The sequence below is a fragment of the Actinomyces urogenitalis genome, from assembly GCF_002861525.1.
GTDB classification, from domain to species: Bacteria; Actinomycetota; Actinomycetes; order Actinomycetales; family Actinomycetaceae; genus Actinomyces; species Actinomyces urogenitalis.
On record NZ_PKHA01000002.1, the window covers coordinates 148,538 to 174,757 of the forward strand.

A 26,220-nucleotide genomic window follows, 5' to 3' on the forward strand; every position below is an offset into this window, starting at 1 on the left:
GCTCAGCGCAGCTGGAGGGACCTGGCCGAGGCCGCTGCGGCGTCGGCCACGGGCGGGACGACGGCGATCAGCGTGCCCGCAGCGTCGCCCTCCACGCTCTGGGTGAGCACCGCAGCCGCACGCACCTGGGAGCCCTGAGGGGCGGAGAGTGTCAACGCCCCCGTTCCCTGGGGCAGCGTGTCGGCGTCCAGGTCGACGCTCACCGTCTTGCCGCCCGGCACCGTGACCTCCTGAGACCAGGAGCCCGTCGCCGCCGCCAGGGTGACGGTGGCCGACTGCCTCGCCGGGTTGGTCAGCACAAGCGTAGAGGTAATGGTCTGTCCGCGACCCGGCGCCGGCACCGTCAGGGCGGCGTCCGCCACCACAGCAGCGTCCTGCGCCTGCACCCAGGCCACGTCACGCATCAACGTGCCCGACCCGGCCGGATACTCCCCCGCTGTCCGCACGAGCCGCGCGGCGCCAGCCACCGGCTGGTCGGAGGTCACGCGGATCCCGTAGGTCCCCGCTGCCACGCCCTCCAGGCTCACGTCAAAGACGGCGCCGGGATCGATCACGAGCGACTGCGCACCAGGAAGCTCTTTCTCCCCGTCAGCACCGACGAGCGTGACCGAGACGGTGGCCTCAGCCTCGGAAGGGTTGACGATCCGAAGCGCCGGGCCAGCCGCGGCCTGCACGCCACCGCCGTCCTGAGCACCAGAGTGCGCCTCGCCGCCCGAGCTACCCGCATCCGAGCTCCCAGCATCCTTCTCAGGATCCGCCAGGACCACCCCAGGCACCAGCAAGTCCGTGGAGGGAGCGGCCCCCGCCGTCAAGACGTCCGTGCCGGCCGGGGTCTCGCCGTCGAGAGACTCCGTGGCCAGCGAGGGGATGAGCATCCCGCCGTCAGCCTCCACGGAGACCGCCACGCGCGCGTCAGCTGACGATGCCGACTCCAGGAGCACCGAGGCCGAGCCACCGGCCGGCACCGCGACCTGTCCGCCAGAAGGCAGGGTGAGCGGCCCCGTCGAGCCGTAGAGCGTGACGGTCGCCGTGACCGTGGTGCGGCCGGGGTTGACCAGGCGCAGCTCAGAGGAGGAGCCCAGCGCCGCCGAGCCGCCAACGATCCAGGACACCGCCGACGCCGGGGCGCAGGCCGAGGCGGTCAGGCCTCTCAGGTCGCCCGAGGCGGTCGAGGTTGTCACGAGCCCGGTGGCCGAGGCCTCGGAGTCCTGCCCGGGGGCGAGGGTGAGGACTCCGCCCACGGCGTCGTCGGTAGACAACGTGGAGTCCTCCAGCCGCTGGCCCCCATAGGCCGCTCGCGTCCCCGCGCCGAGAACCGTGATCGAGGTGGCCGAGCTGGTCTGCCCCAGGTCGACGGCGCCCACCGAGTTACCAGGGCTGGCAGGGCAGGCGTAGACGGACTCAGTCACGGCAGCGGGCACGCTGATTGCGCCGACCTCGGCCTGGGCGGCGGTCGGGGTCAAGGTGGCCCACCAGGTCGCGCCAGCTGCGCCGGCCAGGAGACCAGCTGCAGCCAGGAGGGCCGTGCCTCGGCGAAGGAAGGTACGCGGAGTCGTCATCGTAGGCTCCTCCGACGCCGCAGGGGCAGGGCCGCCAGGGCGGTCAGGACCCACACGACCCAGATCACGCAGGTTGCCGCCTCGGCCAGCGGCGAGGCGTGGCTCAGGGTCAGGGTCCCGCAGACCCCGGCCGGAACGGTGAAGGCCTGGCGCCAGTCGCTGCCGGAGACGCTGGTGGCCTCCAGCTCGGTTCCGCCGATGGAGGCGGTCCAGCCCTGCGAGGCCCGCTCGGCCAGGACGAGCGTGCGCTCATCCTCGGAGGCGGTCACCTGAGCGCCTGGCTCGTCGGACACCGTAGTGGCCTGGCCGGTGGAGTCCACGAGCGAGAGCCGAGCAACCTCAGCCGCCTGGGAGGGGCCGACCCTCCACGAGACACCGACCGGGGTCTGGGCCAGGGACTCCAGGCCGGGGGTGGCTTCCAGCCCGGCCCGTGCACTGGCGGTGACCTCGTCGCCGGCGCGCTCGGTCAGTAGAACGACGGCGACGCCGTGGCGAGCCAGCTCGTCGGCAACCTGCTCGTCCTGGCCGCCCACGGCCCGCGCGACGAGGTCGGCGAGTTCCTGGTCAGCGCGGTCGCTCAGGGTCAGAGGCACGAGGGCGCTGTCAGCCGCCGCGGCGCCGTCGGTCGACGCCGTCCCAGCCACCCCGCCCCGGGCCTGCGGTCGCAGCGGGGCCTGCAGCGCGCCGGTCGCGCCTGCCACCCGCGCGCCCAGCTGGGCCGCCAGGACGTCCGGGGTGGTGTCGAGCAAGCGGGTGCCGTCGCCCCGCCACAGGCTTACGCTCATGCCCTCCGAGGTGGAGGTCAGGACGAGCACCCGACCGGCGGCTGAGGAACGCTCCATCTCCGCTGCGATGACGGGGATCTGCTGTGAGGCCGGGCGCAGCGCCATGACCAGAGCCTGGCTGCCCGTGCCGGAGGAGCTGAGCACGGCAGCCGCCCAGGCCACGCCAAGGACCAGGGGAGCCAGGAGCGCCGCGCACCCCAGGCCGGCTACGGTCAGGTGTCGCCACCCGAAGTGGTGACGCACCAAGGTGGCCCGGGCGGCGTCCGCCCCTGCCAGGGCGGAGGTGAGCAGTCCTGCGAGCATGAGGCTGAGTCCGGGCCCCGGCCATCCAGTCACGAGCAGGGAGCCGGTGCCGTCCACGGCCGTGCCGATGGCGGTGACATGACGCACCGCGAGGGCCGCAAGCACCAGGCCGCACACCGCCATCAGGACCCCGGCCCGGGCCCGGTGCCCGCGCACTCCGCTCACCAGCAGGCCGCTGAGCGCCAGGACCGGCAGGACAGCGAGCGCGAGGAGCAGCACCATGCTGGCGACGACGGCGTGCACGGACCCCTCGGTCAGTGCCTCCAGGGAGACAGGAAGGCCGAGGGCAAGCTCCAGGCCACCCGGGGTCGGCGCGGCAACCGGCGCGCCCGGATCGGTCAGCAGGTAGCGCAGGCCTTGACGCCAGGCAGCGAGGCCTCCGAGCTCCTGCACGATCCGCACAGCGTGCCACAGGGCGGGCAGCGCGGTGACAGCCACCGGCACCACCGTCAGCGCCAGGCGCGCCAGACGGCGCGGCGAGACCAGGATAAGCAGGACCAGCGCCGGCAGGATGACCAGGGCCGTTGCCGGGGCCGCGGCCACGACCAGGCTGAGCAGCAGACCGGCTACCGCGGCAGCCGTGGGCGATCCGTTGCCGTACTGCTCAGTCGCTGCGGCGCGCACCGCCGCGCCACGGGTGGTCTGAGCGGAGACGAGAACGCCCTGAGCGTCGTCGAGCACCGGGGTGGCCGGGTCATCATCAACGGGCCCGTTGGAGGGACCGTGCGACGGCGGCGGCGAGGCTTGCGAGGCTGGTGAGGGCTCGGCCGCGTCATCGCCCGGCTGCGCTCCGCCCGAGTCCTCGGAGTCCGCCGCCAGGACGCCCGAGTCCTCCGCCTGAGCCGCGTCCTCGGCCCGGGCAGCGTCGGCCACCTCAGCGTCCGGCTCGCGGTCAGTGTCCGGCTCGCGGTCGGCGTCCTCACCCAGGTGAGCGAGAGACTCAACCGCCTCAGAGGCGAAGCGGTCCAGCTCGGCGCGCTCGGCCTCAGAGACGTGACGTGCACCCACCAGCCCGGAGAGGATGACATCACGCCGGTCCGCCCCGATAGCGCGGGCCAGGGCGGTAGCCGCCCACGGCAGGGCAAGGTGCACGACCAGCGGCGCCAGGCGTCCCTGGCCAAGAGCGAGCAGGAGGGTGGGGGTGGTGGCCCACACGAGCGCGGCCCAGGCGCGCAGGCTCGTGCGCCTGGTGATAGTGCCGGCGGCGTACCAGGCGCCCGCCGCGGCCAGGGGCAGTGCTGCGACGAGCAGGACATGGACCGCCAGGTCACCGCTGATGCCCAGCATCGAGGCGACCGCCAGGGGCAGGGCCAGCATGGCCAGGAAGGGACTGAGGGTGCCGGTATAGCCGTCGCCAGCCTGGTTCCAGGTGCTCCAGGCAGCGTCCCACAGCTGCCGCCAGCCGGAGTCCAGGGAGGCTAGGGCTCCACCGGTCAGGGCACGAGTGGTCAGCACGTGCGAGGTCGCGACCAGTGCCAGGGCGAGGGTGAGCAGCAGGACCACACCGAGAACCCGACGACGACGGCGAGCCAGACCCGCCAGCTCGCGCAGCTCCAGCTCGCTCGGGGCGGCAGCGCGAGCGGCCCGCTCGCGCGCCTGACGAGCGCGATCTCGGCGCACCGCGCGGATCTCGGAGGCCGGCAGGTAGAGCTCGGCCAGGACGGAGCGTGAGACGGTGGCGCGCGAGCCCAGACGCCGTCGGTCACGGCGCAGTCGCCGCGCCGAACGCAGCGTCGCAGCGGCTGCGGCAAGCTCGTCACGGGCCAGAGCCGGGTCCTTGGTCAGCAGCCTCCAAGCGCCACGCCCCAGTCCCAGCACGAGGAACCAGAGCAGCAACGCCGGCAGCGGCCGAGAGGAGAAGGCGGCCCAGGACCGCAGCTGGGCCATGCGACGCGCACGGAAGGAGGAATCGGCGTCGGGCTGTGGCTCGGCGTCCGCGGGAAGCGCGGCGTCCTTGCCAGCGGGGCGAGGCCCTGGGGCCGCCTGCGCCCGGGCGCCCAGCTCACCCGTGGCCCGCAGGCCGAGGTAGGAGGCACGGCGGTGGCGCAGCACGGCCCGCGGGACGACGACGACGCGCCGCCCTTCCAGCCGCAGGGCGCGGGAGATGGTCAGGCCGTCGGCGAAGACGGAGACGTCATCAGCCACCGAGCTCAAGGAGGCCCAGGCCGCACGGTCCACCAGGGCGCCCGCGGTCCCCACGGCCAGGACGTCGCTGCGGTCGTCGTGCTGACCCTGGTCGATCTCGCCGTCGATGACGTCGTTCGCGCGCCGGGCAGCGGCCGTGGTGCGCAGCCCGACTTCCAGGAGCTGGTCCGGGTGGTCCCAGTCGACCTGCTTGGGGCCGGCCATCGCGACCGAGCGGGCGTTGCTCACCGCGCCCAGCAACCTCTCCAGGCACTCGGGCTCGGGTGCGCAGTCATCGTGGAGGAGCCACAGCCAGGAGTCCTGGGCGGCGGCAGTCGAATCCATGACCGCGGCGTGGGCGCGGCTCTCGGCGCGCGTGATGGGTGACAGGCTCCCGGCCGGGCCGGTGAGCTGGCCGCGGCCGGAGCTGGTGTCATAGTGCAGGCCCTGGCCGGTGGCCAGGGAGGACGTCGGCCAGGAGGTGCCGGTGGCGCGCAAGCCACGCGGGGCGCGGCGGCGGTTGCCCTGCTCCAGCAGGGCTGCGTAGCGCTCCAGGCCGGTGCGCACGGCGGCGATGAAGGTGGGGGCCTCGGGCGCGCGCACAATGCGGACGTCGGCGACCGAGTCGAGTCCGGAGGTGTCCACCACCTCCTCTACGGGGGTGCCGTCACCCAGGCCGTTGGCGCGCGAGGCGGCGTCCACCACCAGGACCACGCCCGGAACCACGGTCTGGCAGGCGACGGCGCGAAGGGCAGACGGCAGGTATGGCGTCACGCCACATGTCACGACGACGGCAAGCGTGGTCAGACCGGGCGTGGCGGCGTGAGCTGCGAAGGCGGAGACCGCCGACGTCATCGCTGAGTCACAACCATCCGGTCACACTCAGACGGCGCGCCGCTTGAGCTTGCGACGCTCACGCTCGGACAACCCGCCCCAGATACCAAAACGCTCGTCATTGGCCAGGGCGTACTCCAGGCACTCCTCACGGACCTCGCAGGTCGCGCACACGCGCTTGGCCTCACGAGTGGATCCGCCCTTCTCAGGGAAGAAGGCCTCCGGGTCCGTCTGGGCGCACAGGGCGCGCTCCTGCCACGCGAGAGGACCGTCGTCGGCCTCCTCGCCACCGAAGATGAGGCGAAGAGCCGCGTCGTCGGCCTCGTCGGTCCGCTGCAGCGGACCGTCTCCGAGGATGTTCCACACGATGGCGTCCCTTCCGAATGGCTCATGGGTGTACGGATGAAATTACACGGGTGTAGGCAGGGTCCGTCAAGCGGAGTAGCCGACTTCACCAACCACGGACCTTAGGTACACCTCACCGCGATATCCGCGAGACACACACGGGCGCCGCGCAGGCGAGGCCGGTGGCCCGCTCACGCCCCGCCTGGAGCCAGAGGAGCTCGGGCACGCGCCTGGCTGACGCGCGCCTGGCCCGCGACCCCACCGTCAGGTTGAATGCCGCCATGACTGCTCCCGCGGACCCCTTGCTCCCGCTCCTGCCCCAGGCCGCCGACTCCTTCCGCCCGTGGCTGGTGTGGTACGCGGCCGGCGAGCGGGTGGAGCTGACCGGCCACGTGCTGGCGATGTGGGCGGCCAAGAGCGCGGGCTTTCTTGAGGCCGAGGCAGGCACGGCGCCGCGCGTGAGGCTTGCGCTGGGGCCGAGTTGGCGGCTGGTCACCTGGTGCCTGGGAACCTGGCTGGCCGGCGGAAGCGTGGTGCTGGGCGACGACGGCGCTCCGGCCGAGGTCTCAGTCGCCTTCACGCCTGGGGACCTCGACCCGGTGGCCGAGGTCCAGGTGCTCGTACCACGCGCGCCGCTGGCGGTGCGCTGGGAAGGCGAGGAGGGCAGCGGCTCAGCCGGGCTGCCGCCACTCGTGCTCGACGGCGTGGCTGACGTCATGACCTATGCCGACTCCTTCCCACCGGCGACGGCCGGCCCCGGGCACGCGGCGCTCACGCTGCCGCGCCACGAGCTGGGCGCGTGGCGCGGCAGCGAGGCGGACAAGGAGCACGAGGCGGTAGGCGAGCCGACCTGGGCCACGCTCAGCCGGCAGGAGACAGCCCACGAGGCCGCCCGGCTGCCTGAGGAGGGGCCAGCCGTGCTCATCCAGGAGTCCGCGAGCGCGACGGCGATGCTGGCCGTCCTGGCCGCCTGGCGCGCCGGCCGCACGGCCGTGCTCGTGGCGCCCGATGCTGAGGAGTCCCTCGTGGCCACCGCGGCGCGCCAGGAGCGGGCCGCGCGAATGAGCCTGTCGGCTGGCTGCTGACGTTCCTCACCCTAGGGCACGTCAGCCTGAATGACCGTCCCATGACCTTCAAGCCACACAGTGCGCTCGTCAGCGCCGACGAACAGTGCCTGACCGGCACTCAGTTCAGCACTACCTGCTGAAGTTGTGGCTGTGGTCACCCCCTCAACGGCCAGCAAGATCCTCGGTCCACGTCCAGGGAGAGCCAAGCGATCGTCCTCCGGGACGATCGTGGTGACCATGAGCTCGAAGTCGTCCACGGGGGCGTAGTAGACCCGGGTGGCGCGCGAGAGGTACTCGGGAGCCGGACGCACTGGCGGCGCCGCAACGTAGTCAACGCAGGCAAGCATGGCCGGGATGTCAATGTGCTTGGAGGTCAGCCCAGCTCTCAGCACATTGTCCGAGTTAGCCATAATCTCCACACCCAGACCGGAGATATAGGCGTGAACAGCTCCTGCCGGGACGAAGAGCGCTTCTCCAGGCCGCAGCGTGACCGGGTTGAGCAGGAGAGCCGCCGCGATGCCTGGGTCGCCAGGGAAGGCCTGCGCCATGGTGAGGGCATTGGAATCCACTCGGCGGGACGGTGAGTCTCCCGCCTCCAGACGCTGGCCAAGCTCCTCGACCAGCTCCGTCACCTCCTGGGCCGAGGGTCGCGTGCCCGCGGAGACCAGCTCGGAGAAGACCTGACGGATGCCAAAGCGCGTGGGATTGAGGCGCAGCCCGCGGCGGATGCGCCGTGCCAGCCCGGAGCCCAGCCCTCCGAGCACCTCGGCTGCCCGGCGCGGAGCCCGGAAACCGGCGACCGCCTCGAACTGAGTGAGCGCCAGCACCATCTCCGGTTTGTGGTTGGAGTCTCGGTAATTCCGTACTGGCGAATCCACCGGGATACCAGCCTGACTCTCCAGCTCATAGCCTTCCTGTGCCTGAGCAAGGGAGGGATGCACCTGGAGAGACAGCGCCTTGTCCGGAGCGATGATCTTGAGCAGGTACGGCAGCTGCGGGCCAAAACGCCGTACCACGTCCTCCCCCAGAAGCCGATCAGGCGAGGACTCCAGGAGGGAGGCGAGAGTGGCCCCAGTGGTCAAGCGTGTGGGGCCGGCCGGGTGAGCACCGAACCACAGCTCAGCCCAGGGCCGGCCGTCCGCCTCAGTACCGAGCAGCTGCGGGATCGCTGTGCGTGAGCCCCAGTCATAGGACTGACGGGCACCGTCGAGTCGCTCCATAAACGCCACGCTAGCCGACGGCGCGCCGAATACGCGGGACCCGCCAGGTTTCTCCCGGCACTCGTACTCGCGCCTCGCCCCACAACTGGCCAAAGTAGGCCACACTTGCCCCTATGCGAGGCATCATCCTGGCCGGTGGCTCCGGCACGCGACTCAACCCCATCACGCTTGGCACCTCCAAGCAGCTGGTGCCGGTCTATGACAAGCCGATGGTCTACTACCCCCTGAGCACCCTCATGCTCTCAGGGATCCAGGACGTCCTGGTCATCACCACCCCGCACGACGCTCCGGCTTTCCATCGCCTGCTTGGTGATGGCTCACAGCTGGGTGTCAACCTGTCCTACACCGTCCAGGAGGTCCCCAACGGTCTGGCACAGGCTTTCGTCCTGGGCGCGGACTTCATTGGAGATCAGCCCGCCGCGCTGGTCCTGGGAGACAACATCTTCTACGGCCCTGGCATGGGCACGCGCCTGCGCCGCCACACCAACCCCGCTGGCGGTGTGGTCTACGCCTACCAGGTGGCGGACCCCACGGCCTATGGCGTGGTGGAGTTCGATCAGGACTTCAAGGCCATCTCGATTGAGGAGAAGCCCGCTCAGCCCAAGTCCGACTACGCCGTTCCCGGTCTGTACTTCTATGACAACGACGTCGTGGAGATCGCTAAGAACCTCCAGCCCTCGGCGCGTGGCGAGTACGAGATCACTGACGTCAACAGGACCTACTTAGAGGCCGGCCGTCTTGAGGTGGAGGTCCTCCCCCGCGGTACCGCCTGGTTGGACACGGGAACCTTTGACTCACTGGCTGACGCGACGAGCTTTATCCGCACGATCCAGCACCGTCAGGGCCTCAATATCGGCTGCCCCGAGGAGATCGCCTGGCGCATGGGCTTCATTGACGACGACGGCCTGCGTGAGCGCGCCGAGCCCCTGGTCAAGTCCGGCTACGGCCAGTACCTGCTGGACCTGCTGGAGCGCGAGCGGCGCTGAGCAGAGAGGCCTGACGACACCCTCAGGGCGGGTTCTGCACTGCTGCGGAGCCCGCTCTCAGGCTCTGTTGAACCCCTCGTACCGCAGTCGTTGTGAGCCGAGAGCCCCTCCCCCGTGAGACTCCTACCATGACGACAAATATCCGTAGTTGAGAGTCCTTCAAACCCTCCCCTCAAGAAGAGAACAACTTCGCATCATGCAGGTGCTGAGATCTAGCGCCCCAGGCGCCGGTAGTCGCGCGCGAAGAAGAGCGCCATGACCGCCAGGGCGACGCCATAGGAGGCAACACCCGCCCAGCTCACACCATTCATGCCGAAGGCACGCACCGTATACGTCGAGCAGACAGCCGTGGTCACGACGGCTGCGATATTGCCGATCAAGGCCCCCCTGAAATCGCGCAGGGCGAGGAGCAGATCGTTGAAGAACCAGGCGAATGCCGTGAAGACCGTGCAGATGATCGTGGGCTGAAGCAGCGAAATATAGGGCAGAACCTTCTCTCCGAACATGAGCCACAGCAAGGGACGGCCAAAGATCAGGAGCGCCACAGCCAGCACCGCAGCCAGAGCCAGCACAGCGAGAGTTGTCTTACCCAGGAGGCGCAAGCCCGCTCGTCTCTCACGATAGAAGGACTCCGCGAACTCTCCCATCAGCGGGCCATAGACATAGGCCGCCCCCATCTGGACGATGACAACGGGTGCCGCAATCGAGGAGTAGATACCGAGCGCTGCTTCCCCCATTTCCCGAGCAAGCTCCTGGCGAGGAATAGCGAGAACGGCAGAGCTCGCCACCTGAGCAAGCACGAGAGGCAGCAGGGCGAGGAGGGTCCGAACCGCTGTCGGCAAATCGAGGATGGGCGTGATGGAGTCAAAGCGCCTCGTGCGCGGTACGTCATAGAAGATTCCGACGGCGACTGCCGCGAGCGCCATGGCGCCCACCGCGACTTCCAGGGAGTTGGTGAGCCACAGGCCTAGGCAGAAGACAGCCAACGTACTCAGGCCCTGCAGGATGTAGGACAGACCGATGTAGTCCATGCGTCGATGACGTTGATCGATGGCATGGAAGCCCTCAATAAAGGCCGTCGCAATGGAGTAGATGAGGTAGAGCGTCACCACGCCCAAGGAGGCAAGACCATTGGTGAGCAGCGAGTAGACGACGCCCAGAACGAAGGCGATCGTCGAGCTAAGGATCCGTAGACCGATGTACTCCCCCGAAGCACGCTCACCCCTGATATCGGTAACGTGCAAGGTACGCAGACGAAATTCTGCAAACGGAATCGCCAGACTTGAGACTGTGGAGGCCAAGGTAAGTACACCGTTGCCATCAAAGCCCGTCGACAGCCGTACGACGGCGATGGTGACAAGGTAATTACATGCCAGTCGCACCATCGAGCCTGTGGTATTCCACAGCATATTGGTACGCAGAGACAGGCCGTCCTGAGATCCGTTCAGCTCGGAACTAGCAGGCACGGCACCACTTCCTCATCTAAAAAGCGTACGGCGGACGACCTTGGCGGGCAGGAAGAGGGAGGCCGCCAGCAGCCGCGAGGGCGCGCTACGGACCGGGTCCTTCTTCCCAGCAAGATCACAGCCCACCAGGTAGAGCATGGTTTCACGGATGCGTCCCTTGACAGTGGTGGATCGCTGGGCACAGTATCGCTTGTGCTTCCAATAGCCAATGGGGTTGCGTTTGGCATTGGCCACGAAGTTGTGGGTGAGCCCATCGGGCAGGTAGTGGCAAATGGTGAGAATCGTGTTGTCGGTAAGCATGTCGTAGTGCTCGTCGAGCCGGTAATACACGGAGGTCTCCGCAATGAAGATCTCACCTGGCGCCACGTCGTAGGGGTAGTCCCGCAGCACCTCAGTGCGGTGGATGAGAGAGGTGTCGCCACGAAAGCCCATCGTCTCGAACAGATCCCAGTACTTCACGTCGATACCATCGGCGGGCATCCAGGTATCCATAGGAGTGGCTTCATCTGTCCCGCGCAGTGCGACGAAGCCTGCGTAACGATCCTGGCCTTCGATACGCTTCCAGACCTTGAGGATGTGCTCAACCGCAGTGGGCACTAGCCAGTCATCTGAGTCGACGACGAAGAAAAGCGGACTTCCCGTGCGCTTGACGCCGCGATTGATCGCCCGAGGCTTTCCGCCGTTGTCCACGTGGAGGTAGTCGATACGGATGCGTGCTTCCTCTTGCCAGGAGCGGACGAGCTCGTCGGTGCCGTCGCTTGAGCCGTCGTCGACGATCAGCCACTCAAAATCGTGGGAGGTCTGAGCAAGTAAGCTTTCATAGAGCTTGCGCAGGGTATACGCACGCTGGTAGGTCGGGGTGAAGACGCAGACCGTGGGCGGTGTTGCAGGTGGTCGATCAGTCATCGTGTCCTCACTTCTCACTGTCCCCACCTACCCACACCACTCTTCTCAGGTGGGCTGGAGGCCGCTGATCGGGGGGGGGGATCTGTTCCCACGTCCCGTAGTAGGCGGTGAGGACATCGGCGGCTTTCGCAGGAACCGGAAAGCGTTCGCCCTCGAAGAACGCTTCCCCCACAGGGAAGAGGTCACTGGGGGCAAGGATGTTGCGCTCCATACGGTCGTCAACAAGCAGGACATAACGCGCGCGCGGGGAGCGCGCCGCCGGATCTAGGTTCACCGACCGAGCAAGCTCGTCAGCTCGGCGCGCCAGCCGATACTGATCAATGCGGCGAGTGAGCGGATAGATGGCGTATTTGAGAGCTCGTGCCCGAGCTGACGTCGCAAAGCGTGGGTCGGTGGCCGCCACGTGTCGCCAATAGACGAGGCGATACGCCTGGGCAGCGACGCGCTTCAGACGCGGCGACTCAATATCGACATAGTCGAGAGGAAAAATATCGACCCACAAGCCCGAAGCATGACGCTCATTGAGGAAAGACTCCTCGGCACGCGTCCGGGTATCAACAAGCTTGAAGAAGGGGTAGATCGAGGAGTGATCACGATAGGAAGTGAGCGTGTAACGAGAGCCCAGTTCCCCCACCCGAAAAAGGCGATAGAGCTCTTCATAGTCACTGCGAGGCATGTAGACATCGATGTCATCGTCCCAGGGAATAAAGCCCTTGTGGCGCATCGCGCCGATGAGGGTGCCATAGGCCAGGGCGTAGCGCAGCCCATGTGCTCGACAGACACGATCCAGCTCGCGTAGACACCCGAGCTCTACCTCTCGAATCTCCTCCATCGTTAACGCAGCCATCACCGACCCTCTCGCAGATTCCACTACGTCGCTCCTGGACTCACCGTGCCGCCGCCATGTTAGTCGCAGGTCATAGCAAGTCGCCGCAACTACCCGCGCGTTGCTCGCAGGACCTGGCCGAGGCCTAGCACATCACCGAGGGGCCATCCACTACCGGCTCTCGACGAAGATCCCGTGTTCACTTGACGAGTGCGGTACATTGAGTTCAAACACGAACCCTTCAGTTTAAGAACTGAACAAGGGAGGCAAGAGTAGTGAGTGAGACCATGATGCCGCTCAGGCACACCCAGTTCCACATCCTTAACACCGTGCGCGCGAGCAGCGAGAGACTCACGCAACGCGAACTCGCTGAGGCAGCAGGAGTCTCCCTGGGCACCGTGAACTCACGACTGCGTGAGCTGCAGGCAGCGGGCTACCTCTCCCCCGAAGGCGCCCTGACGCCGTCGGGCCTAGAGGCCCTGGCCCCCTACAAGGTGGACAACGCTGTCATTATGGCCGCAGGGTTGTCACAACGCTTCGCTCCGATCTCCTACGAGCGTCCCAAAGGCACTCTCAAGGTCCGCGGCGAGGTCCTCATCGAGCGCCAGATCAGACAGCTGCACGAGGCCGGTATCACTGACATCACGGTGGTTGTGGGTTACAAGAAGGAGTACTTCTTCTACCTCGCCGAGCGCTTCGGCGCCACGATCGTCGTCAACGACGACTACCTCACCCGCAACAACAACGGGTCACTGTGGCGGGTCCGCGAGCAGCTGGGAAACACCTACGTGTGCTCCTCTGACGACTACTTCACCACCAACCCCTTCGAGCCCTACGTCTACCAGGCCTACTACTCCGCCCAGTACGTCGAGGGCCCTACTCAGGAGTGGTGCATCACCACCGGCAAGGGCGGACGCATCACCGGAGCGAGCGTCGGGGGCGCCGACGCGTGGACGATGCTGGGCCACGTCTACTTCGACCGAGCGTTCTCCACCAGGTTCGTCCAGATCCTGGAGCAGGTCTACGACCTGCCAGAGACCGAGGGAAAGCTGTGGGAGTCGATCTACCTGGACCACGTCAAGGAGCTCGACATGGTGATGCGCAAGTACCCCGCCGGCGTCATCAACGAGTTCGACTCAGTGGACGAGATCCGCTCCTTCGACCCGCTGTTCATGGAGAACGTGGACTCCGAGGTCTTTGACACGATCTCCAGGGCCCTGGACTGCGCCAAGTCCGAGATCACCGACTTCTATCCCCTCAAGCAGGGCATCACAAACCTGTCGTGCCACTTCGCCGTGGGCGACAATGAGTACGTCTACCGCCACCCCGGTATCGGTACCGAGAAGCTTGTCAATCGTCAGGCAGAGCTCGAGGCACTTACGCTCGCCAGCGAGCTGGGGCTGGATGAGACCTTCGTCCAAGGCGACGCCACACACGGCTGGAAGATCTCTCGTTTTGTCCCTGGTGCTCGCAACCTTGACGTCTCAAGTCCTGAGGAGCTTCGGCGCGCCATGGAGATGGCGCGCGAGCTGCACGGCTGCGGACGCACGCTTCCCCGTACCTTCGACTTCGTCAGTGAGGGGATGCGTTACGAGGCCCTGCTGGAGCAGCTCGGACCGATCGATGTTCCCGGCTACCAAGAGCTGCGAGACAAGGTGATGCGGCTCAAGGACCACGCCAGTGCGGACGGCTTCCCCACCGGACCGAGCCACAACGACTTCTTCCCGCTCAACTTCCTCGTGATCGAGGACGGGACGATAGAGCTCATCGACTGGGAGTACGCCGGCATGTCCGACGTCGCCAGCGACTTTGGAACCATGGTCGTGTGCACACAGATGACGCCCGCGCACGGCGAGGAGGCCCTGGGCTACTACTTCGGTCGGACACCTACTGATGCTGAGCGACGCCACTTCTGGGCCTATGTGGTCTTCGCAGGCTGGTGCTGGTACGTGTGGGCGCTCCTCAAGGAGGCAGAGGGCGACGACGTCGGCGAGTGGCTGTTTATCTACTACCGTCACGCTGCCGCCTACGTGGATCAGCTGCTCGAGGCCTACGAGAGAGGCAGCGCCCCGGTCCTGACAGGTGTCCTGGCAGGAAGCAAGGAGAGCTGACCATGCGTTACGGAATTCTTAGCGGCGCCCTGTGGGGACTGGACACCGTCATTCTTGGTATGGCACTGCTGCTGGCCCCGTTCCTGGGGGCGGGCCAGTCCTCAATCGCCTCAGCCCTTCTTCACGACCTCGCCTGCGCGCTGATCCTTCTAGTGTACATGGGGGTGCGTGGGAGGCTCAGGCACACGCTCCGGGCGGCTCGCACCCGCAGCGGCCGGGCGGTCATGGGGGCTGCGCTCCTTGGCGGACCGCTCGGAATGTCTGGCTATCTCATCGCTATCGACAACATCGGACCGGCCTACACCGCGATCATCTCCACCTTCTACCCCGCAGTCGGGACGGCGTTGGCAGCATTGTTCCTCAAGGAGCGGATGCGTCCGCGGCAGGTCGTGGCGCTCATGGTGGCCCTGGGCGCCGTCATCATGGTGGGATGGTCCTCCTCAGGCGCCGAGGTCCCAGGCTCGGCCGTGCTGGGGACCCTCGCAGCACTGGCGTGCGTCATCGGCTGGGGCTCAGAGGCGGTCATCCTCGCCTGGGGCATGCGCGACGAGACGGTGGACAACGAGACGGCGCTTCAGCTGCGTGAGACCACCTCGGCGCTGGTGTACCTGGTGGTCGTCGCCCCCGTGGCTGGCGCGCTGGGGCTGGGACTACGTGCCTCAGTCACGCCAGCGGCCGCGGTGGTTGCGGCTGCGGCGCTGGCAGGAACGGTGTCCTACCTCTTCTACTACAAGGCGATCAACACCATTGGCGCCTCACGAGGGATGGCTCTGAACATCTCCTACTCGGCGTGGGCCGTGATCTTCGCCTTCCTGCTCCAGCACACCGTGCCCACGGCCTACCAGGTCGTGTGCTGCGTGGTGATCCTCACCGCAACCGTCCTCGCGGCGACGCCCCACTGGGCCAGCCTGCTGCGCGTTCGAGCGCAGGGTGCGGCTTCCGAGCCGCCTTCATGAGCCCGTGACACAATAACCCTAGCGCAGCGCGGGCTGCATGACGTCTCACCGAAGGGGCACATCTGTGGCAGAGCTTGGCGATCCGCAACTCCTGGCAAAGATTCAGCGCGCAGCAACGGATGTGCTCGCTGAGCTCGACCGTGTCTGCCAGGAGCTGGACATTCGCTACGTCGCCTACGGCGGCAGCGCGATTGGCGCGGTGCGTCACCAAGGCTTCATCCCGTGGGACGACGACGTCGACGTCTGCATGCCACGTGAGGACTATGAACGCTTCCTGCGCGAGGCACCGCCACTCCTAGCCCCGGAATTTGAGGTGGTCTCCCAGCTCACTCATCCCGACTACCCCCGTCCTTTCGGCGTACTGGGCATTGTAGATTCGGTCTTTACACCCAGTGTGGCTCGAAACCGCGCCTTCCAGGTGCCTCTTGGCATCGACCTGTTCCCGCTGGACCGCATTCCCAAGGATCGCCGCGCGTTCAAGCGCCAGAGCGCTGAGAGCTGGGTCTGGGGGCGCCTCATGTTTCTCCACGGCACGCCGACGCCAGACACTGGCCTGACCGGCCCCGCCAAGACTCTGGCTAAGGCCGTCTTCCACGCCACACATCAGGGTCTCAAAGTGCTCCACGTGTCCGCATCCCATCTCTACCGTCAATGGGAGAAGGTGGCCACTCGCTACAACAACACTGGTTCCCCGGTGCTCGGTGACTACTGCACACAGGATCCGTTGCGCTGGTCTGCCCGCGAGGATGAGCTCTTCCCCTCCATCCGCATGCCTTTTGGAGACATTGAGGTGGAGGTCGCTCGCAAGTTCGACGCAGTCCTCACTCGTGGCTACGGCGACTACATGAACCTGCCACCCGAGGACCAGAGGGTGAACCACGCAGCGGTCGAGGTGAGCTTCGGCGTCTGGCAGGACCCCGAGCAGTAACGAGCGCCGAGACGGCTCAGGATCGCCACGAAGGAAGCGAGGAACATGAAGATCGCCATGGTTGTCAACAGCTACCCGCCTCGCGTGGGTGGCTTGGAGTACCACATCGAGAATCTCGCCCAGGGACTGAGCGACCTCGGCCATGAGGTGTGGGTGCTCACGATCTCCTCCACGCCGGGCCGCCGTATCGATGGTGAGGTACGGGTACTCACAGGCCGCGCCCATCTGCCCATCGCGGATGTCATTACGCTGCCGAGCCTGGGTACGACACAGGCACTCACCCGATTCCTCGTCCAACACGGGATCGACCTCGTGTCGACCCATACACGTTTTTTCCCGATGAGCTTCGTGGGCCTTCAGGCCGCACGCCGCGCTGGGATTCCCGTCATCCATACCGAACACGGCAGCGGTTACGTTGCCAACTCCTCTCCCGTCATCTTCGTGGGCTCGCGTGCTGTCGACCTCACGATGGGCCGCTACGTGCTCACGCATGCCGACAAGGTGCTCGGGGTCTCCGAGCCGGCTGCGCGGTTCGCAGAAAAGCTTGGTGCCCCTGCGGCAGAGGTCTTCTACAACGCGATTACTCCGCCCCAGCCCACGCCCCCCTCCCCCGACCGTCCTACTCACCTTGTCTTTGTGGGCCGCGTCGTCGCAGGAAAGGGGTGGGACACCTTCCTTGAGGCAGTACGCCGGCTACGCGAGCGCGGCACGGAGGTAACGGGCGAGATACTGGGTGACGGAGCGGAGCGAGAACGTGCCGTTGCATATGCTCAGGAGCTGGGCGTGAGCGAGGTCGTCGCCGTGCGCGGTCGAGTGAGCCAGGAGCAGGTACGTCAGGCCTTGCGCGGCTCAACCCTCGTCAACCCCACCGTCCTCTCGGAGGGTTTCCAAACCACCCTGCTGGAGGCCATCGCTGAGCGTGGGCGTGTCGTCACCTTTGATGTACCGGGAGCCTATCTTCTCCGTAAGCAAGGTGCGCCGGTCACGATCTGTGAAAGCAAAGATGCCGCGGGACTGTCTCAAGCGCTGATCGAGATGCTGAGTGCACCGCCTGGTCCTGCGGATCCGTCCTTCATCACGCAGTGGACGTGGCCAGTACGTGCGGCGCAGTACGCCACGATCGCCGAGCAGGTCATCGCGGCGCAGGTTCGCTGAGTCGGCCCGCTCAGGCTGCGCCGTCAGCCGTATCTTCCTGACTACCCTCATTCTCGACGGCGGAGCACGCCTTAAGCTCATCGACTTCCGCCCGCAAGATAGCAATTTCCTCAGTGAGGCGACGACGGTCCTCACTCGCCTGGGACAAGTCCACGCTGAAGCGCAGGGAAAGCAGAAGCAGAATGATGCCTGCAGTGAAGAAACCGAGGTTGAGAGGCACCTGCACGCCCAAGAGGGTGGAAAGGCGCTTCAGGGCTCCGGGTACGACAGAGAAGAAAAGACTGCCGAGCGCAATGACGATCCACCACGTGGCATAGCCCTCCTTCATCCCGGAGTTGCGCATCCGCAGGAAGACAGCGCCGAGAACGATGAGGCCAAAAAGAAGTCCCAGTAGGTAAGTCGAGAAGGCAGGATTCATATCTGGTCACCGTCCTCACGCAGGTTGGCGTCATAGCGACGAGTCAGAGCAATCCCGAGAGCGAGGAAAGCACGAAGAAGGAATCGTGCGGCCTGAAGAGGATTGTGCGACGGCGTACCACCCGCACGAGGTCGCATCTCGACGGCGACCTGCCGGATGGTGAGTCCCGAACGTACGGCGATGACGAGAGCCTCAATAGTGTCGCCGAGGTACTCGGCAGGATACTCACGGGCGAAGAGGGCGATTGCTCGGCGGCCAGCAAGCTTGAACCCGGAGGTGGTATCTGTAAGTTTTATGCCACAGATACGGGACAGGATCACCGCGAGCACGACCATGGCCCAGTAGCGCGGGCCACGCACCTCGTAGGTTCCCTTGCCAGCGAAGCGCGCACCAATGACGAGATCTGCATCCTCGCGCTCGGCAGCAGCCAGTAGCGCGGGAATTTCGGCCGGATCGTGCTGGCCGTCAGCGTCGAGCTGGACGGCATAGTCATAGCCGTGACGTTCGGCGTAGAGATAGCCAGCACGCATGGCTCCGCCAACGCCGAGGTTCAACGGTAGGTCAAGGACCTTGACCCCTGCCTCATGAGCAATGCGCGCGGTGCGGTCCGTGGACCCATCAGAGACAACAAGAATCTCGGCCCCTTCAGGTGCACGCTCCTTTATCTCGTCCAGGACGGATCCCAGAACTGCTTCCTCGTTCCAGGCAGGAATGATGACGAGAACGTGATTCATCAGGCCCTCGTCCCCGAGTTAGTGTTGAAGGACAAATTCTGTCGCGCAACAGACAGCGCAATCGCCAGGAAGACAAAAGCCGTAAGGCTGGTGCCGACCCACACAGCAAAAGGTGAGACTGGCATATCCCACCACCACTCGATCCCATTCAAGAGCGTGCGAGGCTGCCCCCCTAAAACACCGCGAGTAAAACGAAGAATCGTGATGTATAGAGTCAGCGAGTGTGCAACACCGATAAGAAGCACTATGGCCACGTGCTGCGGTCGGCTGAGCAGAGCCGTATCGTCAAGGTCTAGAGCAAGGAGCAAGAAGAAAAGAACTCCAAACAGAGGCAAGATATAACGCGCCTGATAACCAAAGAGGACAGGAAACACGCCAGCCCCGTGGAAAACAGCCGGCAAGCAGACAAGAGCACCAAATATCACGAGAGCCGCGAACCACTTCCTTAGACTGCCTCGCCTGAGAGCCACCATGAGAACAGCACCTGCTGCAATCAAGGACAAGGCGTAAGGAGCGTGTTCGCCAGTGGGGACGTCAACCCATCCAGGCGACCAACTGGAACCATAGAATCCAGCAAGGTAACGCGGCGCTGAAGCAAGTGCCCAGAGGAAGTTTGGTAGAGAGAACCCCGCTCCGCCTCCACTACCTCCACCGTTGGTCGGGAGGGCGGTCTGATTGGTGGTTCCGAGCATTGAATACACGCCCCACAGGCCCGCCATCCACATAAAAGCAAACTCAGGCCAGCGCGACCTGAAGTTCCATCGGATCGCGAAGGTGAGGGCAAGGGCCACGACAAGCATGTAAAAACTCACGTCAAAACGTGAAGAAAGACACAGAATCGCCCCTATCGCTGCCGCAGAAATGAGCGCCCAGCGCCGCCATCCATGCGACTGCGCGGCAGAAAAGGCAGCCGTCGTGAAGGAAAAAAGACCGGCGATTGCCCACGAGGTCGGATTGTTGGAGGCGATAAAGTATACACCCATCGGAAACCAGCACGCCGCAACCGCTAGCCCTATGGCGCGGCGCACGGAAGGCCGAGACATCGCCGAGATCGCCCCGATCAATATCACGGAGATGAGCACATTTACCGCTCGCATCCGGACGACGGAGCTCTCTATATCTTTACCAATCAACAAGTGGTGGAACTGGTAGTAACCAACGGGATAACCACCATCGTCATAGCGGAATGAATAGGTGTATCGATCATCCTTCATGCCCGAAGCGCAGGCAGCAGACTTAGCGGTCTCAAAGGAATAGCAAGTCATCGCCCGGGGACTCACACCCTCAGGAACACTGATCCAAGTCCCATCCTGCCCCTCTGTGGTCTGGCAATGCTCCGCAACTGGTCGCGGACACCAGATACTGCCCAGGTGATAGTCGTCGTCAGGCGATGAAGCAACTGGAGAAGCAACCGCCCATCCGAGGCCGGTCAGCAACATGGCAAGAAGCGCCGCAAAATAGAGGAAGTAGGAACGCCGCCCAGACTTCTCACCCTGCGCTCGCCGAGCAACGACAGGTCTTGCACTCACTTCCTCACACAGTTCCACAGTAGACTTAACCATCACGAAAGTGTCTCCACGTAAGCCTCCAGACGCGCCATCGAGTCCGCCGACGTAAAGCCGGCGGCTTTGATCTTGCTCAGGTCTAGCGCGGAGTGAGCGGGGCGCGGGGCGATACCTTCCTTGCCGGCGTAGTACTCCTGCGTACTCACACTGGTGACCTCACTCGGGTCGTGGCCCAGCAGCTCGTAGACACGGCGCGCGACCTCGAACCATGAGACCACAGGCCCCTCACCGGAGAGGTTGTAGGTACCGTACTCGGCCTGTGTGGTGAGCAGGTGGATGATGCCGGCAGCAAGATCCGTCGTGAAGGTGAGTCGACCAGTCTGGTCCCCCACCACTGAGGGCTTCACGCCGCGCTCGGCCAGGCCCGCCATGGTCTTGACGAAGTTCTTGCCATCGCCGACCACCCAGCTAGTACGTACCAGATAGTGGCGCGGGGTGGCAGCCACAGCAGCGTCGCCACCAGCCTTCGACTGGCCATAGACGCCCAGGGGGCTCGGAGACTCGTCCTCGGTGTGGATCTTCTGCGCGCCATCAAAGGTGTACTCGCTGGAGATGTGCACCAAGGTCAGTGCGTGCTCGGAGGCGACACGAGCCAGGTTCGCGGGACCTGTAGCGTTAGCGCGCCAGGCAGCCGGGCGCCCCTCAGCCGTCTCAGCGGCATCGACAGCAGTCCACGCCGCGGCGTTGACGATGACGTCGTAGTCAGACCAGTCGATCTCGGCCAGGGCCGCAGCATCAGCGATGTCGATCTCCGGCAGGTCCACACCAGTGGCACTGAAACCAGCCTTGGGGAGCTGAGCCATCAGAGCTCGACCCAGCTGGCCCTTCGCACCAGTCACCAGGACGCGACGGCCAGCAGTCTCAGGCGCCGGGAAGGGCGTGACCTCAGCCAGACGCGGGTGCGCCTTGTCCTTGTCAGAGAGGACGGCCTCCTCCAACGGGATAGGCCACGGTACGTTGGCCGTCTCATCGGCAAGGTTCAAGAAGGTGTAGCGCGCCTCAGGCGACCAGTGGTCGTTGACAAGGTAGGTGTAGGCGGTGTTCGGCTCCAAGGTCTGGTAGGCGTTACCCACACCCTTAGGCACGAAGACAGCCACAGACGGGTCAATCTCGGTGGTGTAGACCGTTCCGAAAGAAGGGCCTTCGCGCAGATCCACCCAGGCACCGAAGACTCGGCCCGTCGCGACAGAAACAAACTTGTCCCAGGGCTCAGCGTGGATACCGCGGGTGACGCCCACCTCGTCATTGAACGAGATGTTGTTCTGGACAGGACCGAAGTCTGGAAGGCCAAGAGCAACCATCTTCTCCCGCTGCCAGTTCTCCTTGAACCAGCCGCGGTTGTCCCCGTGCACACTGAGGTCGATGCGCAGGAAGCCCGGAATGGGCGTGGTCTCGATCCCCAAGGGCTTGGTGTCGCTCATAGTCTCCATCCGAAGTAAATCCGTGGGCTGCTCATCGAAGGCCTGCACAGATCTGGGAGCAATCCATGCACGTGCCAACTTTACGTCCCTGCGCACATGGGGCACGTGCAGACCCCGTGGCACTGCGTCAGCATAATCGCTTCACGCAGCCGCAGCCGCGTGGTATGCCTCAAGATGGGCGCGAGCAGAAGCACGCCAGGTGAACTGTCCGCTGACGGCCCGCTCTTGCGCCGCGGTCCCAAGTGCTGCTCGCCGACATGGATCAGCGGCCAAGTCACTTAGGGCCTGCGCGATGGATTCAGCGCTCGTGCCGCAATAGGCGACGGCCTCTCCCCCGACCTCCGGCAGGCTGGTCTCTCGCGTGGTGAGCACTGCCGCACCGCATGCCATGGCTTCCAGCACAGGCAGCCCGAAGCCCTCAGCGATTGAGGGGTAGGCCAGCACCTGAGAGCCGGACAGGAAGCCTGGCAGGTCCTCAAGCGGGAGGTAGCCGGGACGGATCACCGTCATATGGCCGGGAACCTGAGCCAACGCTGGTTCGATCCCCTCATCCCACCCCTTGCCACCAGCCAGGACCAGGGCAGGCGGCTCGGGAGCGTGTTCAAAAGCCTGCACCCACCCTCGGACGAGGTTCGGCACGTTCTTGCGCGGCTCTAGCGTCCCGAGGAAGCCGATGTAGTCGCCTCCCTCCAAGCCCAGAGAGGCCGCCACACGAGCCCGTTCAGCATCGTCGACAGGATGGAAGACCTCGGTATCCACTCCGTGATAGGCCACGTAGAAGTGTGAAGGGTCGCCGTCGACGAAGCGCAAGGTCTCATCCCGCGTAGCAGCCGAAGGGACGACCAGGGCATCCGCGCCACGCACAGCACGGCGGATGGCACGGGTGAAGAAACGACGTTTGAGACGCGTATGGGCTTGTGGGTGGGAGAAGAAGGTGGCGTCATGCAAGGTGACCACCAGCGGTACCCGGTGCAAGGCCGGGTAGGTGTAGTGAGGAGAATGCAGTACATCGGGCCGCAGGCGGCGGATGAGCTCCGGTAGTCCCGTCTGCTCCCAGGCCATGCGCGCCCCACGGTTGGTGAAGGCCGGCGGTACAGCGAAGAGCCTGGCCTGGGGCACCTTGGCGGAGAAGTGCTCGACGTCGCGCTCCTGCACAGCCATCGCTAGCTGGACGCCTTCTGCCACCAGCTCCGGCACAAGATCATCCACGTAGCGGCCGACACCGCCCAGATTGGCGGGGATCGCCGTGGCGTCGAGAAGAACCTTCATGGACCTGAGACTAGCGAGGAAACGAGGCACAGTGCTGGGGCACACACCCTGCCCGTACCCTTAGGGTCATGTGCCTCTCGCCTTCGACGACGCCCTCGCCCTCTGCCGCCTCGCCGCGTGTCGCCATGGTGGTGGAGCAGATGTACCAACCCGTCCCTGGCGGGAGCGGCACGTACATCACCGAGCTCGCTCAGGCCGCACTGGCACGTGGGGCACGAATCGCCGGGTTAACAGCGCATCATGGGGACTCGCTCGACCCCGCCGACGTCGGACTGCCGGCAGCCATGCCTCTGCGCTCCTCACGCCTGCCTCGCCTGGCCCTCTATGAATCCTGGAACCACGGTGGCTACCCACGTGCAGAGGCCCTCCTGCCAGGCAGTGAGGTGGTGCACGCGACGACGTGGGCCATCCCGGGCACTACCCTGCCCCTGGCAGTCACTGTCCATGATCTGGCCTTCCTCCGATCACCCGAGCACTTCACTCACCGAGGCAACGCCTACTTCCGCCGCTGCCTGGCTCGAACCATCGCCCACGCCGACGCCGTCATCGCCCCGTCTAGGGCCACCGCTGACGACTGTGTCGATGCCGGTATTGCGGCCGAGCGCATCGAGGTGATCCCACATGGTGTTCGCCCCCGGACGGTCAGCTCAGCGCATGTGGAGTCCTTCCGGCAGACTTACGGCCTCACCCGTCCGTACCTGTTGTGGACCGGCACACGTGAGCCACGTAAGAACCTGCGGGGTTTACTGGCTGCTTTTGAGCTAGCTGCGCCGCATCTACCTGATCTCGACCTGGTCCTCGTGGGCCCGGCCGGATGGGGCGAAGACTCGACCCAGCAGCCCGTACCAGAGGCCTTGCGCGCAAGAGTCCATGTGCTGGGCCGGCTGTCTGATGACGACCTTGCTGGCGCCTACCGTGGAGCACGTGCCTTCGCCTTTCCCTCGCACTGGGAGGGATTCGGCCTCCCCGTCCTAGAAGCCATGGCCTACGGGGCACCGGTGGTCACCAGTCGCGGTACATGCATGGAGGAAGTTGTGGGAGATGCTGGTTTGCTCGCTGATCCTTCCTCACCAGAAGATATTGCCGCGCAGCTCGTCCTAGCGGCAGGCAGTGCCCACGATGAGCTCGTCGAGACAGGGCGGGTACAGGCCGCTCGTTTTACCTGGGAAGCCTCTGCGGCCTCCCATCTCGCGCTCTATGAGGAGATCGCCCGGTGAAGGACGTACAGGGCAGGCGCCCCAGCGCGCGCATCGTCATCGTCAATTGGCGCCAGAGCGATCTCACTATCCAGGCTGCACGCTCACTTCAGTCGCAGCTGAGTGAGGGGGACCGTCTCGTCGTCGTCGATAACGGATCTGGGGACGGCTCTGCCCCACGCATCCGCAAGGCCGGCTTCGAGGTCGTTGAAGCCGCCACAAATGGTGGCTTTGCGGCCGGCGTCAATCTCGGAGCGCAAGATCTCACGGAAGACGCACTCGTCTTGCTCAATAACGACGCTGTGGCCAGACCGGGCTTCCTCTCTGCCCTGCTGGGAGGTCTCGGCGGCTCTGTCGGGGCGACGACGGCGCTCCTGCTGCTCACGGGCCGTTGGCGCCTTGCGCTACCAGGCGAAGAAGGCGAGCGCGCCCTCGACGGTAGGCTGTGGACTCGTGTGGATGAGGGCACCAGGACCACTGTTGGTGAGCAGGGAGAAGGCGTAGAGCTCGTGAACTCCACGGGCAATGTCGTCGACCGGCACGGCAACGGATATGACCGTGATTGGCTCACTCCCGTGAGCCAGCTCGACGCACCAGCGGAGGTCTTCGGCATCTGTGGCGGGGCCTGCGCCATCGCCGCACAGCCCTGGAAAGAACTCGGAGGGCTTCGCGAAGACCTCTTCATGTACTACGAGGACAGCGACTTCTCCTACCGTTTACGTCAGGCAGGCTATGAAGTGCGCTTCGTGGAGGAAGCAGTGGCGCAGCACGAGCACTCGGCGTCATCGGGCACGAACTCGGAGATGTTCATCCGTGTCAATACCCGAAACCGGCTCCTCGTGGCCGCCGACCACGCCTCGCGCGTGGTCTTCCTCGATGCACTGGTCCGCACCATCGTGCGGGCCCTCCGCACGGGGTTGAGAGGTCCCGTCGCTCAGGGTCTCCGAGAAGCCCTGAGGCGCCTCACGGACAAGAGCCTCAAGCCTCCGCACTGACACAACCGAGCACGCAGCCTCAGATTCGAAACCGCTATGCTCCTGTGCAACAGTGCTGCGCCATGGGATCACAATGTCTCGCGGACAGCGCGATGACGGCACAAGCTCAGGTCAAGGAGGAACGCAGGTGACCACCGCCTCGGAACGCGCTGAGCGTTTAGCACTGGAGCCAATGCGTGCAGCAACCCCTCCAGCAGGTTTCTTCAAGGGTACTGGTGAATCCCTTCATGATATTTGGAGTCGCCGAGATCTCATTCGACGCCTTACTCGACGTGAGATTCGGGCCAAATACAAAGACTCAGTCCTCGGTGTCCTGTGGAGCCTTCTCAAGCCCTTCGTCAACCTCCTCATCTACGTCCTGGTCCTAGGGCGCATTATGGGTGCCGAGCGCTCTATCCCAGACTTCGCTATCTATGTCTTCACCGGTCTCACCGCATGGCAGTTGTTCTCAGACATCATCTCGACCTCCACTGCCTCAATTATCAATAACTCAGGGATCATCAAGAAGATTCAGCTCCCCAGGGAGATCTTTCCAATCTCCGCGGCCGGCGCCTCATTGTTTAACTTCCTGATGCAATTCATGATCCTCGTTCTCGCCGTCACGATCCTGCCTCTCACCAGCAATGCGACGCCACCACAGCTTGGAGCCAATCTCCTCTACCTGCCTTACGCTCTGGTGCTTTTACTTGTCTGGGCCCTCACCCTGGGCCTAGCCCTGTCTGCTCTTAATGTCTACCTGCGAGACATTCAGTACCTCGTCGAGATTGCTCTCATAGTCGGCATGTGGGCCTCTCCTATCGTCTACTCCTGGGAGATGGTGACAAAGGTGGCACACGGCTCGTCCTGGATTGAGGGTCTCTACCTCGCTAACCCTGTCACCCTAGTCGTCATGGGCTTCCAACGCTCCATGTGGGGAGCGGGGGCAGACCAGGTTCTCGCGCCGCACCTCCTTACTCGCATGAGCGTTAGCCTGGTAATCGGCTTGATCAGCCTCGGCTTGGCGCAGCGTCTTTTCGCCGTCCTTCAGCGCAACTTTGCTCAGGAGCTCTAA

21 protein-coding genes are annotated in these 26,220 nt (G+C 65.1%); 9 read left to right on the forward strand and 12 right to left on the reverse strand.

Annotation, left to right across the window (positions count from 1 at the left end; translation table 11 throughout):
• Positions 1-2: 2 nt before the first annotated feature.
• The 3 genes from CYJ26_RS03380 to CYJ26_RS03390 are packed head-to-tail and all read right to left on the reverse strand — an operon-like array spanning position 3 to position 5,902.
• On the reverse strand, positions 3-1,559 hold the full coding sequence (locus tag CYJ26_RS03380; protein ID WP_101637950.1) for a DUF5719 family protein: 1,557 nt from the start codon (positions 1,557-1,559) through the stop codon (positions 3-5).
• Positions 1,556-5,626, reverse strand: a complete 4,071-nt coding sequence (locus CYJ26_RS03385) for a glycosyltransferase (protein ID WP_101637951.1) — start codon at positions 5,624-5,626, stop codon at positions 1,556-1,558. Before CYJ26_RS03385 ends, CYJ26_RS03380 begins: the two co-directional genes overlap by 4 nt.
• A gap of 27 nt (positions 5,627-5,653) precedes the next feature.
• Positions 5,654-5,902, reverse strand: a complete 249-nt coding sequence (locus CYJ26_RS03390; RefSeq protein WP_180950843.1) for a WhiB family transcriptional regulator — start codon at positions 5,900-5,902, stop codon at positions 5,654-5,656.
• Positions 5,903-6,231: 329 nt separating this feature from the next.
• On the opposite strand from CYJ26_RS03390, the gene CYJ26_RS03395 reads away from it, so the two are divergent.
• On the forward strand, positions 6,232-7,035 hold the full coding sequence (locus tag CYJ26_RS03395) for a TIGR03089 family protein (protein ID WP_034236629.1): 804 nt from the start codon (positions 6,232-6,234) through the stop codon (positions 7,033-7,035).
• Between the two features lie 11 nt (positions 7,036-7,046).
• Here CYJ26_RS03395 and manA read toward each other — a convergent pair whose 3' ends face one another.
• Positions 7,047-8,237 (reverse strand): mannose-6-phosphate isomerase, class I, encoded by a 1,191-nt coding sequence (gene manA, locus CYJ26_RS03400; RefSeq protein ID WP_006549060.1) that lies wholly within the window; start codon positions 8,235-8,237, stop codon positions 7,047-7,049.
• Positions 8,238-8,350: 113 nt separating this feature from the next.
• Between manA and rfbA the strand changes: the two genes are divergently transcribed.
• Entirely contained in the window at positions 8,351-9,223 is an 873-nt protein-coding gene (gene rfbA / locus CYJ26_RS03405; RefSeq protein ID WP_101637952.1) for a glucose-1-phosphate thymidylyltransferase RfbA, read from the forward strand.
• A 212-nt stretch (positions 9,224-9,435) separates the two neighbouring features.
• Here rfbA and CYJ26_RS03410 read toward each other — a convergent pair whose 3' ends face one another.
• Genes CYJ26_RS03410 through CYJ26_RS03420 form a run of 3 tightly spaced genes read right to left on the reverse strand, consistent with a single transcriptional unit; the run spans position 9,436 to position 12,442 of the window.
• On the reverse strand, positions 9,436-10,689 hold the full coding sequence (locus tag CYJ26_RS03410) for a lipopolysaccharide biosynthesis protein (RefSeq protein ID WP_244902004.1): 1,254 nt from the start codon (positions 10,687-10,689) through the stop codon (positions 9,436-9,438).
• Positions 10,690-10,701: 12 nt separating this feature from the next.
• Entirely contained in the window at positions 10,702-11,595 is an 894-nt protein-coding gene (locus tag CYJ26_RS03415) for a glycosyltransferase family 2 protein (RefSeq protein WP_006549057.1), read from the reverse strand.
• Positions 11,596-11,602: 7 nt separating this feature from the next.
• Positions 11,603-12,442, reverse strand: a complete 840-nt coding sequence (locus CYJ26_RS03420) for a LicD family protein (protein ID WP_006549056.1) — start codon at positions 12,440-12,442, stop codon at positions 11,603-11,605.
• Positions 12,443-12,711: 269 nt separating this feature from the next.
• On the opposite strand from CYJ26_RS03420, the gene CYJ26_RS03425 reads away from it, so the two are divergent.
• The 4 genes from CYJ26_RS03425 (at position 12,712) to CYJ26_RS03440 (ending at position 17,571) form a co-directional block, all read left to right on the forward strand.
• Positions 12,712-14,532, forward strand: a complete 1,821-nt coding sequence (locus CYJ26_RS03425; RefSeq protein WP_244902015.1) for a phosphotransferase — start codon at positions 12,712-12,714, stop codon at positions 14,530-14,532.
• A gap of 2 nt (positions 14,533-14,534) precedes the next feature.
• Positions 14,535-15,488: a DMT family transporter gene (locus CYJ26_RS03430; protein ID WP_006549054.1), complete on the forward strand. Its 954-nt coding sequence runs from the start codon at positions 14,535-14,537 to the stop codon at positions 15,486-15,488.
• 64 nt (positions 15,489-15,552) lie between these two features.
• Positions 15,553-16,416: a LicD family protein gene (locus tag CYJ26_RS03435; RefSeq protein ID WP_082144791.1), complete on the forward strand. Its 864-nt coding sequence runs from the start codon at positions 15,553-15,555 to the stop codon at positions 16,414-16,416.
• Positions 16,417-16,461: 45 nt separating this feature from the next.
• On the forward strand, positions 16,462-17,571 hold the full coding sequence (locus CYJ26_RS03440; RefSeq protein WP_006549052.1) for a glycosyltransferase family 4 protein: 1,110 nt from the start codon (positions 16,462-16,464) through the stop codon (positions 17,569-17,571).
• A 10-nt stretch (positions 17,572-17,581) separates the two neighbouring features.
• Here the strand turns inward: CYJ26_RS03440 and CYJ26_RS03445 are convergent, their stop codons facing one another.
• The 5 genes from CYJ26_RS03445 to CYJ26_RS03465 all read right to left on the reverse strand — a co-directional run bounded on the left by CYJ26_RS03445 (position 17,582) and on the right by CYJ26_RS03465 (position 22,978).
• A complete protein-coding gene (locus CYJ26_RS03445) occupies positions 17,582-17,989 on the reverse strand; it encodes a DUF2304 domain-containing protein (RefSeq protein ID WP_048684804.1) in 408 nt (135 codons plus the stop codon).
• Positions 17,986-18,723, reverse strand: a complete 738-nt coding sequence (locus CYJ26_RS03450) for a glycosyltransferase family 2 protein (protein WP_101637953.1) — start codon at positions 18,721-18,723, stop codon at positions 17,986-17,988. The genes CYJ26_RS03445 and CYJ26_RS03450 overlap by 4 nt, the downstream gene beginning before the upstream one ends.
• Positions 18,723-20,285, reverse strand: coding sequence for a DUF2142 domain-containing protein (locus tag CYJ26_RS03455; protein ID WP_145990758.1), 1,563 nt, complete (start codon positions 20,283-20,285; stop codon positions 18,723-18,725). Before CYJ26_RS03455 ends, CYJ26_RS03450 begins: the two co-directional genes overlap by 1 nt.
• Positions 20,285-21,709, reverse strand: coding sequence for a sugar nucleotide-binding protein (locus CYJ26_RS03460; RefSeq protein WP_101637955.1), 1,425 nt, complete (start codon positions 21,707-21,709; stop codon positions 20,285-20,287). Before CYJ26_RS03460 ends, CYJ26_RS03455 begins: the two co-directional genes overlap by 1 nt.
• 141 nt (positions 21,710-21,850) lie before the next feature.
• Positions 21,851-22,978 carry a glycosyltransferase family 4 protein gene (locus CYJ26_RS03465; RefSeq protein ID WP_006549047.1) on the reverse strand — a complete coding sequence of 376 codons (1,128 nt, stop codon included), beginning with the start codon at positions 22,976-22,978 and terminating at the stop codon, positions 21,851-21,853.
• 68 nt (positions 22,979-23,046) lie between these two features.
• Between CYJ26_RS03465 and CYJ26_RS03470 the strand changes: the two genes are divergently transcribed.
• From CYJ26_RS03470 to CYJ26_RS03480, 3 genes are all read left to right on the forward strand, one after another.
• Complete coding sequence (locus CYJ26_RS03470; RefSeq protein ID WP_101637956.1) at positions 23,047-24,195, forward strand: glycosyltransferase family 4 protein; 1,149 nt, start codon at positions 23,047-23,049, stop codon at positions 24,193-24,195.
• On the forward strand, positions 24,192-25,169 hold the full coding sequence (locus CYJ26_RS03475; RefSeq protein ID WP_006549045.1) for a glycosyltransferase family 2 protein: 978 nt from the start codon (positions 24,192-24,194) through the stop codon (positions 25,167-25,169). The genes CYJ26_RS03470 and CYJ26_RS03475 overlap by 4 nt, the downstream gene beginning before the upstream one ends.
• Positions 25,170-25,296: 127 nt before the next feature.
• Positions 25,297-26,220 carry an ABC transporter permease gene (locus CYJ26_RS03480; RefSeq protein WP_006549044.1) on the forward strand — a complete coding sequence of 308 codons (924 nt, stop codon included), beginning with the start codon at positions 25,297-25,299 and terminating at the stop codon, positions 26,218-26,220.